Source organism: Rhodococcus sp. (in: high G+C Gram-positive bacteria), from assembly GCF_049299235.1.
Lineage (GTDB): Bacteria > Actinomycetota > Actinomycetes > Mycobacteriales > Mycobacteriaceae > Rhodococcus.
Window position 1 is genome coordinate 46,226 of the sequence record NZ_JBAQXC010000151.1, and the last position, 8,783, is coordinate 55,008.

Below are 8,783 nucleotides of genomic sequence, written 5' to 3' on the forward strand. Positions count from 1 at the left end.
GTCGTGGTCGTGGAGCAGATGCTAGGGCAAAGTCTGGCCGAATGACCAGACTTTTCGCGAGACGGTATCGTCGCAGTTCATGACCGCCGGACGACGTACGCACTACACGCGGGGTCGTGAGCGACGCGACGACCTGATCAACGCCGCCGTCCGGACGATCGCGCGCCGTGGACTCGAACGCGTGACCTTTCGCGCCGTCGCCGAGGAAGCCGGTTTCCCACCGTCGACGACCAGCTACTTCTTCGACTCCGTGGACGACGTGATCGACGCGGCGATCACCCGCGTCGCAGATATCGTCACTGCCAAGGTCGCGACACTTCTCGACGCCAGCCGGTCCGGGGAACTCGACGCCGCCGAGCTCGCCGAGGCGATGATCGACATGGTGTCCGGGCAGGACAGCGACGATTCCGTCGCCCAGTTCGATGCCTACCTTGCAGCGCGGCGCCGACCGGAGCTCGCCGATCCGGTGCACCGCATCATGCGCAGCCTCGAGGAGTCGACCGAGAACGCGCTGAGGGTGCTCGGCGTCGAGGACCCGGTGATCGCCGCGCAGCAGTTCATCGCTCTCATCGACGGGTTCACCCTGCACGAAATCGCCCGGCCTGGCCGCGCCGAGACCCGGGAGGCGCTGCGCGACCTGCTGGTCCGGGTCCTCGGCTCCTATGTCCCTGGTTCCGGAGGTGTCGCTGGTTCCGGAGGCCGCTGAGACACCGACCGGCCTACCCGGAACGCCCGCGCACACGCGTTGCGCGGGCGTTCTCGCGTACCTGCGGGGCCATCACCGCCGCACCCAGCACACATGCCAGCGGCACCACCATCGCCGCGGTCAGCGACGTCGCCTCCGACAACCAGCCGATGCACGCCGGACCGGCCAGGAAACCGATGTACCCCATCCCGACGACCCGAGACATGTTCGCGCCCGGCGAGCCGGTCGTCATGTTCCCGGCCGCGGTGAACAACTGCGGAACCGCCCCGGCCAACCCCACTCCGAACAGTCCCCATCCCACCAGCGTCAGTGGCAGCCACGGCGAGACGATCACCGCACCCATCCCGACAGCGGCGACCAGCGCGCCGTACCGCACCAGCGCCACCGGCCCGATGCGCGTCGCGACGCGGTCCGCAGTGAACCGGCCGATCGTCATCGTCGCCGAGAACACCCCGAACGCGAGTGCCGCCACCGAATCGGGGCTGCCCAGATGCTCCTTGACCTGCAGGACGCTCCAATCGTTCGCGACACCCTCACACAGCATCAACACGAACGCCAACCCGCCGAGCAGCACCACCCGCCGCGAATAGCCGCCGCGCGGTGCCGCGCCGTCGTGATCTTTTCGACGAGGCACCCGCACCAACTGCCCGGACGCGACCGCGACCACCACCAGCCCCGCCGCGCCCGCAACAGCGAGTGACATCGCCGGCGCCCACCCGGCGGCGAGCATTGCCGCCCCGACCAATGATCCGGCGACGCCACCCACGCTGAACAACCCGTGGAACGCCGCCATGATCGGCCGGCGATACCGCTGCTCGACGACGACCGCCTGCGAATTCATCGACACGTCCAGGGCGCCGTTCGCGAAACCGAACAGCACCAGAGCGATCGCGAGCTGCCATGTCTGCGACGCCAGCCCGGGACCGACCGCCGCGACCGCAAGGGCGGCTCCGGCGACCGTGGTGGTGCGGTCGCTGCCGAACCGGTCGGCGAGCCGCCCGGTTGCCTGCATACCGCCGATCGCGCCGACGGCGAGCATCAACAACAGGGTGCCCAGCGTCGCGTTGCCGATCCCGGCGCGCTCCTGGACGGCGGGGATGTGCACCACCCACACCGCGAGCAGGAACCCGTTGATTCCGAAGACGGCGAAGACGGCTGCTCGTGCGCGGCGAGTGTCGGGAGCAATCATGGCCCCGCACGTTACTGCGCTCGTCCGGACTCTCGCCGAGAGTGCAGGTCAACGTCCGAGCAATGCGGGTACCGGATCGCGGAGGACATCGCCGATGGCTGCGAGGGCGCGCCCGGCTTGTTCGCCGTCGACGAGTCGGTGGTCGAACGACAGCGACAACGTGACCACGCGGCGTACGACGAGGACGTCGTCGACCACCCACGGCCGCGGCGCGATCGCCCCGACCGCGAGGATCGCGGCCTCGCCGGGCACGAGGATCGGGGTGCCGGTGTCGATGCCGAACACTCCGACGTTCGTGATCGAGATCGTGCCGCCGGTCAGATCGGCGGGGGTTGCACGGCCGGCGCGGGCGGTCGTCGTGACCGTCCGGATCGCCTCGGCCAGATCCGGCAGCGACAGTGCCTGTGCGCCCCGGACGACCGGAACCAGCAGGCCCTCGTCGGTGGCGGTCGCGATACCCAGGTTCACGTGGCCGCGGGTCGCGATCTCGGCGGCGTCCTCATCCCATGACGCGTTGAGGATCGGTTGGTCCGCGACGGCGCGCAGCAGCGCGGCCGCGACGATCGTCAGGGCGGTCGGGTGCTTTCCGGCGAACGACGGGTGCGCGCGCAATCGCTCGACGAGATCGACGGTCGCGGTGACATCGCAGGTGAGGAACACCGTCGCGTGCGGTGCGGTGAACGCGCTGCGGGTCACGGCGTCGGCGGTGCGTTTGCGTACCCCGGTGATCGGCACCCGCTGTTCGTGGTCGGTGTCGGCGCGTGCGGCGCGGTCGGCGGTCCGCCGGACATCCGAGCGGGTGACGACCCCGCCCTTTCCGGTTCCGGTCACGGTGGTGAGGTCGATGCCGAGACGTTTGGCCTCGCGCCGCGCGGACGGTTTCGCATCGGGGCGGTGTGGTTCGGTGTGCAGGTGTGGTTCGGTGTGTTCTACCGTCGGCTCGGCCGGTGGCCGGGTGCGTGCGGCGCGCCTGCTCACCGGTGCGGCACCGGGGCCGTAGCCGACGAGCACGGGAGTGTGCGATGTGTGCGATGCAGCGGTGCTCGGGGTGTCCGGGCCGTCGGGGGCGCCGTCGGTGGTCACCGCGATCCGGATGATCGGTGTCCCGACCGGCACCGTCGAGCCGGGTTCGGCGAGCAGCTCGGCGACCGTTCCCGCGAACGGCGAGGGCAACTCCACCACCGCCTTCGCTGTCTCCACCTCCGCAACGACCTGGTTGAGCTCGACGCGGTCGCCGACACCGACCGTCCAGGACACGAGATCCGCCTCGGTCAATCCTTCACCGAGATCCGGCAATTGGAATTCCTTGACGGACTGGCTCATTCGCAGTATCCCTTCAGGCCGCGAGGCTCCGGTCGACGGCATCGAGGATACGGTCGGGGTCCGGCAGGTGGTGTGTCTCGAGCTTCGCCGGCGGATACGGGATGTCGAATCCGCCGACACGCAGCACCGGCGCCTCCAGTTGATAGAAGCACCGCTCGGCGATCTGCGCGGCGATTTCGGCGCCGAGCCCGCAGGTGACCGGTGCTTCCTGCGCGATCACCAGTCGGCCGGTGCGGCGCACCGACGCCTCGACGGTGCCGACGTCGAGTGGAGACAGTGACCGCAGATCGAGCACCTCGAGTGAATGTCCTTCGTCCGCAGCGATGTCCGCGGCCTGGAGTGCCGTGGTCAGCATCGCGCCGAACGTCACGAGCGTGACGTCGGTACCCGACCGGGTGACGCGCGCCCGGTCCAACGGCAGTTCCGGCGGGGTGTCGAGATCGACCTCGCCGCGGTCCCAGTACCGGTGCTTCGGCTCGAGGAAGATCACCGGATCGTCCAACGCCACGGCCTGCTGGATCATCCAGTAGGCGTCCGATGGGGTGCCCGGACTGACGACGCGCAGGCCCGCGGTGTGCGTGAAATACACCTCGGGGGATTCGGAATGATGTTCGACGGCACCGATCCCGCCGCCGTACGGGATGCGGATCGTCAGCGGGGCGGTGACCGCGCCCGCGGTGCGGTAGTGGATCTTCGCGACCTGCGAGACGATCTGGTCGAAGGCGGGATAGACGAACCCGTCGAACTGGATCTCGCACACCGGCCGGTATCCGCGCAGCGCCATGCCGAAAGCGGTTCCCACGATGCCGGATTCGGCGAGCGGGGTGTCGAAGACGCGGTTGTCGCCGAAGTCCTTCTGCAGGGTATCGGTGACGCGGAAGACGCCACCGAGCCGGCCGACGTCCTCACCCATGATCACGACCTTCCGGTCGTGTTCGAGCGCGCGGCGCAACCCGGCACCCAGAGCGGCACCGAGAGCCATCGTGGTGGTGGTCATGACCGTGCCTCCTCGTGTGATGCGGTCTCGAATCCTTCGAGGTACTCGGCGTAGCGGGCGCGTTCAGCGGTAAGTACCGGATGGTCGGTGGCGTAGACGTTGTCGAACATGGTGAGCGGATCGGGGTCCGGCGCGGTCAACGCGCCGGTGCGCAGGCGATGCGCGGCGTCGTCGGCATCCTCCTGCACCGCGGCGAGGTCGCTGTCGTCGGCGAAGCCCTCGCGGTCGAGCAGTAGCCGCATCCGGGTCAGCGGATCCCGGGCCTTCCATTCCTCCAATTCGGCGGGTGCCCGGTAGCGGGTCGGGTCGTCGGAGGTGGTGTGCGGGCCCATCCGGTAGGTGAGTGCCTCGATGAAGGTCGGGCCGCCGCCGTCGCGGGCGCGCCGGGCGGCCTGCCGGGTGACGGCGAGGACCGCGAGAACGTCGTTGCCGTCGACCTGCACGGCAGGCATGCCGAATCCGGCGGCGCGGAGGGCCAGCGGCACCGGGCTCTGCACCTGCACCGGGGCACTGATCGCCCAGTGGTTGTTCTGGCAGAAGAACACCACTCCGGCGCTCCAACTCACCGCGAAACCGAGCGCTTCGGAGATGTCGCCTTGGCTGGTGGCACCGTCACCAAAGTAGGCGACGGTCGCGATCTCAGCGCCGTCGAGGTGGGCGCCCATCGCGTAGCCGGTCGCGTGCAGGCCCTGTGATCCGACGACGATCGCCGGGTTGGTGGTGTTGACGGTCGACGGATCCCAGCCGGAATGCGCGCAGCCCCGCCACATCCGTGTCATGTCCGCGGGGTCGACGCCGCGACACCAGGCGACGCCGTGCTCGCGGTAGCTGGTGAAGACATAGTCGTCGGGCTCGAGCGCGTGCGCGGATCCGACCTGTGCGGCCTCCTGCCCGAGCAGGGGAGCCCACAGGCCGAGTTCACCCTGGCGTTGCAGAGCGGTGGCTTCGGTGTCGATGCGCCGCACCACGACGAGGTCGCGGTAGAGGGCGCGCAGCTCGTCGGGGCCGACATCGGCGACGAGCGCGGAGTATTCCGGGTTGTGTACTCGTCGGCCGTCCGGCTGGATCAGCTGGACCGGGTAGGCAATCTTGTCGACCACCGTGACCACCTCGCTGGGGTCGGCTCGGGCACCCTTGTGGGGTGAATCCGGGCGTTCCTATGTTGTACTTCACATCATCCACGTCGGGGACAACTGCGCAATCGAACTGGCCAGGACTGTGCAGAATGCACGGTTTCGCGCGATCGCACTCCGTCATACTGCGAAACATGACCAGTCTGGATGCGACCGATGCCCGGCTGCTGCTCGAACTCGCTCGCACGCCGCGGGCCACCGGCGTGGAACTGGCGGCACGGCTCGGGTTGTCACGCAACACTGTTCAGGCGCGGCTCGCGCGCTGGGAGGCGGACGGGGTGCTCGCACCGTTCGAGCGGCGTGTCGATCCGCGTGCGCTGGGCTATCCGCTCGCCGCGTACGTCGCGACGCGGGTGGATCAGCATCGGCTCGACAGTGTCGTCGCGGCGCTGGCGGAAATCCCGGAGGTCACCGAGGTCTACGGGATGACCGGGCAGACCGACCTGTCGGTGAAGGTGGTCGCGACCGATGCCGACGACCTGTACCGGTTGGCCGGGCAGATCCTCGAGATTCCGGGTGTCGAGCGCACCAACATGGCGTTGGTGATGCGGGAATTGGTGGCGCAGCGCACCGCGCCGCTGCTGCGGCGGTTGTCGCAGACCTGATCCCGCGCGGCTCAGCGGCGGCCGGGGCGGCGACATTGATGGAATATGCCACCGCCCACGGACCTTCGGTGTGCCGTCAGAGGATCTCGTAGATGGTCGCGTTGGCGGTGCCGCCGCCCTCGCACATCGTCTGCAAACCGTAGCGACCACCGGTGCGACGCAGGTGGTGGATCAGGGTCGCGGCGAGTCGTCCGCCGGATCCGCCGAGCGGGTGGCCGAGCGCGATCGCGCCGCCGAGCGGATTCAGCTTCTCGAGCGACGCGCCGGTCTCACGCTGCCACGCCAGCGGCACCGACGCGAACGCCTCGTTGACCTCGAACGCGTCGATGTCGTCGATCGACAGACCCGACTTCTTCAGGGCCAGGGCCGTCGCGGGGATGGGGCCGGTGAGCATCTTGACCGGGTCGTCGCCGGTGACGACGGCGGTGTGGACGCGGGCGAGCGGGGTCAGACCCAGGGCCTTCGCCTTCTCCGAGGTGGTGACGAGCAGACCGGATGCACCGTCGGAGATCTGTGAGGCGTTGCCCGCGGTGACGACGCCGTTCTCGCGGAACGGTGCCTTGAGTCCGGCGAGCTTGTCGACGGTGGAACCGCGGCGGATGCCCTCGTCGGAGTCGATCACGGTGCCGTCGGGAAGGGTGACCGCAGCGGTCTCGCCGACGAACAGACCCTCGTCCTGCGCGCGGGCGGCACGCTCGTGCGATTGCACCGAGTACTCGTCGAGTTCGGTGCGGGAGATGCCCCACTGCTCGGCGATGATCTCGGCGCCGACACCCTGGTTGAAGCGGCCGTTGAAACCGGGGGCGGTGAGTTCGGTGGCGTAGCGTTCGCGGGCCGGACCGCCCATCTGGCCGGTGCCCTCGGGGGCGGAGGAACCGAGCGGAATGGCGGACATGATCTCGACACCGCCTGCGACCACGAAATCGGCCTGACCGGAGATCACCGCGGCGGCAGCGGTGGAGATGGTCTGCTGCGACGAGCCGCACTGGCGGTCGACGGTGAAGCCGGGAACGGATTCGGGCCAGCCTGCGCCGAGCACGGCCATGCGGCCGATGTTGCCGGACTGCATGCCGACGGATTGGACGGTGCCCCAATGCACGTCGTCGACGAGGGCCGGATCGATTCCGCTCCGCTCGGCGATCGCGCGCAGGATATGGGCGGACAGTTCGACGGCGTGGACCCCGGACAGGCCACCGCCGCGCTTGCCGATGGGAGTGCGTACAGCTTCGACGATTACTGCGTCACGCATGTTTTCGGATCGCTTTCCTCGATGAGACCATGGTGTCGAGGAGTCTAATCCGTTAGATGAATATCCTGCCAAGCGGATGCTTGGTCGTGGTCAGGGTGCCCGGCGTTCCGGTGCCTTCTTGACCAGCTGGATCACCGCTTTGCGGACCTCGTCCGGAACCGGCACCGGGCGGCGCGTGCGCGCATCGACATAGACGTGAACGAAACGGCCGGTCGCGGCCGGCGTCAGCGCGCCGTCCGAGCCCTCCCGGAAGATCGCCAGCTGGTAGGTGATGCTGCGGGAGCCCAGCCGGTCGACAGCAATGCCCACCTGCAATCGATCCGGGAACGACAGCTCCGCGAGATAGCGACTCGACGTCTCGGCGACCACACCGATCGCTTCGAGCTCGCGGATATCCACACCCGTCGTCGCCATCAGCCAACCGTTGACCGCGGAATCGAAATACGAGTAGTAGGTGACGCTGTTGACGTGACCGTAGTGGTCGTTGTCGGCCCAGCGCGTCTGCATCGGCCACAGCGCCGGAAACCGGGCCGGGTCGGGCTGCGCATCTGGAGTCGTCGGCTGTCGGTTGGTCACTAGATCATTGTGTCAGGAAGCACGTCTCTTCACCTGAAGAGAGAACCGCGAGGTACGGACGGGCCGAATCGTTACCGCATCAAGACCTGTCAGGTCTTGGAATTCGTCCGTCCGAACGACACGGTGGCGCGCACGACGAGACCCGCCACCAGCGCCCAGAACGCGGCGCCGATACCGAACACACTCAGGCCGGACGCTGCGACCAGGAACGTCACGACCGCGGCCTCACGTCCGTCCTCGGTGCGCAACGACGACGCGAGCGCGCCACCCAAAGTCGCCAGCAGCGCCAAACCGGCGACCGTTTCGACGACACCTACCGGGGCGAGTGCGACCAGCGCTGCCACAGCCGTCGAGAACAGGGCGAGTGCCAGATACGACCAGCCCGCCGCCCACGCCGCCACCCATCGGCGGTCCGGGTCCGGATCGGCCTCGGGAGCCGCGGACAACGCGGCACTGATGGCCGCGAGATTGATGGCATGCCCGCCGGACGGGGCGCCGAGTATCGTTCCGAATCCGGTCACCGTCATCACCGCACGCCACGGCGTTCGGTACCCGAACGACGACAGGACCGCCGTCCCCGGGATGTTCTGCGACGCCATGGTGACGATGTACAGCGGCAACGCGATACCGAGCAGCGCCTGCCAGGTCCACGCCGGCGCGGTGACGGTGATCGACGGCAGCAGATCCGGCAGCGCCGGAGCGGTACCCGATCGCACCAGGTCGACCCCGATCACGACCGCGGCTGTTGCGAACGCGGCCGGCACCGCCCACCGCGGCCGCAGGCGCAGCACGATCAGCCAGGTCAGCGCGACCGGGGCGATGGCCGCCGGATCGGCGACCAGTGACGTCACCGGGGCGAGGCACAGCGGCACCAGGACACCGGCGAGCATGGCCTGTGCCAGTGAGGTCGGGATCGCCGCGATGACCCGACCCAGGTGGGGTGACAAACCGGTGGCGACGACGGCAACGCCGACAGCCACGAATGCGCCGATCGCCGCGGGCCAG

General features: G+C 68.9%; 9 protein-coding genes. 2 read left to right on the forward strand and 7 right to left on the reverse strand.

Annotation, left to right across the window (positions count from 1 at the left end; genetic code table 11):
• Positions 1-79: 79 nt before the first annotated feature.
• Complete coding sequence (locus WAX14_RS09430; protein ID WP_422627821.1) at positions 80-706, forward strand: TetR/AcrR family transcriptional regulator; 627 nt, start codon at positions 80-82, stop codon at positions 704-706.
• 13 nt (positions 707-719) lie between these two features.
• Here WAX14_RS09430 and WAX14_RS09435 read toward each other — a convergent pair whose 3' ends face one another.
• The 4 genes from WAX14_RS09435 to pdhA are packed head-to-tail and all read right to left on the reverse strand — an operon-like array spanning position 720 to position 5,315.
• Complete coding sequence (locus WAX14_RS09435; protein WP_422627822.1) at positions 720-1,895, reverse strand: MFS transporter; 1,176 nt, start codon at positions 1,893-1,895, stop codon at positions 720-722.
• Positions 1,896-1,943: 48 nt separating this feature from the next.
• Positions 1,944-3,218, reverse strand: coding sequence for a dihydrolipoamide acetyltransferase family protein (locus WAX14_RS09440; protein ID WP_422627823.1), 1,275 nt, complete (start codon positions 3,216-3,218; stop codon positions 1,944-1,946).
• A 13-nt stretch (positions 3,219-3,231) separates the two neighbouring features.
• Positions 3,232-4,215, reverse strand: coding sequence for an alpha-ketoacid dehydrogenase subunit beta (locus WAX14_RS09445; protein ID WP_422627824.1), 984 nt, complete (start codon positions 4,213-4,215; stop codon positions 3,232-3,234).
• Positions 4,212-5,315, reverse strand: coding sequence for a pyruvate dehydrogenase (acetyl-transferring) E1 component subunit alpha (gene pdhA, locus WAX14_RS09450; protein ID WP_422627825.1), 1,104 nt, complete (start codon positions 5,313-5,315; stop codon positions 4,212-4,214). Before pdhA ends, WAX14_RS09445 begins: the two co-directional genes overlap by 4 nt.
• Positions 5,316-5,482: 167 nt before the next feature.
• Here pdhA and WAX14_RS09455 point away from each other — a divergent pair, with 167 nt between their 5' ends.
• Positions 5,483-5,953, forward strand: coding sequence for an Lrp/AsnC family transcriptional regulator (locus WAX14_RS09455; RefSeq protein WP_422627826.1), 471 nt, complete (start codon positions 5,483-5,485; stop codon positions 5,951-5,953).
• 76 nt (positions 5,954-6,029) lie between these two features.
• On the opposite strand, the gene WAX14_RS09460 is transcribed toward WAX14_RS09455, so the two are convergent.
• The 3 genes from WAX14_RS09460 to WAX14_RS09470 all read right to left on the reverse strand — a co-directional run.
• A complete protein-coding gene (locus WAX14_RS09460) occupies positions 6,030-7,202 on the reverse strand; it encodes a thiolase family protein (RefSeq protein WP_422627827.1) in 1,173 nt (390 codons plus the stop codon).
• Between the two features lie 90 nt (positions 7,203-7,292).
• Positions 7,293-7,778: an acyl-CoA thioesterase gene (locus tag WAX14_RS09465; RefSeq protein ID WP_422627828.1), complete on the reverse strand. Its 486-nt coding sequence runs from the start codon at positions 7,776-7,778 to the stop codon at positions 7,293-7,295.
• Between the two features lie 89 nt (positions 7,779-7,867).
• A partial coding sequence (locus WAX14_RS09470) for a benzoate/H(+) symporter BenE family transporter (protein WP_422627829.1) occupies positions 7,868-8,783 on the reverse strand: 916 nt, incomplete at its 5' end.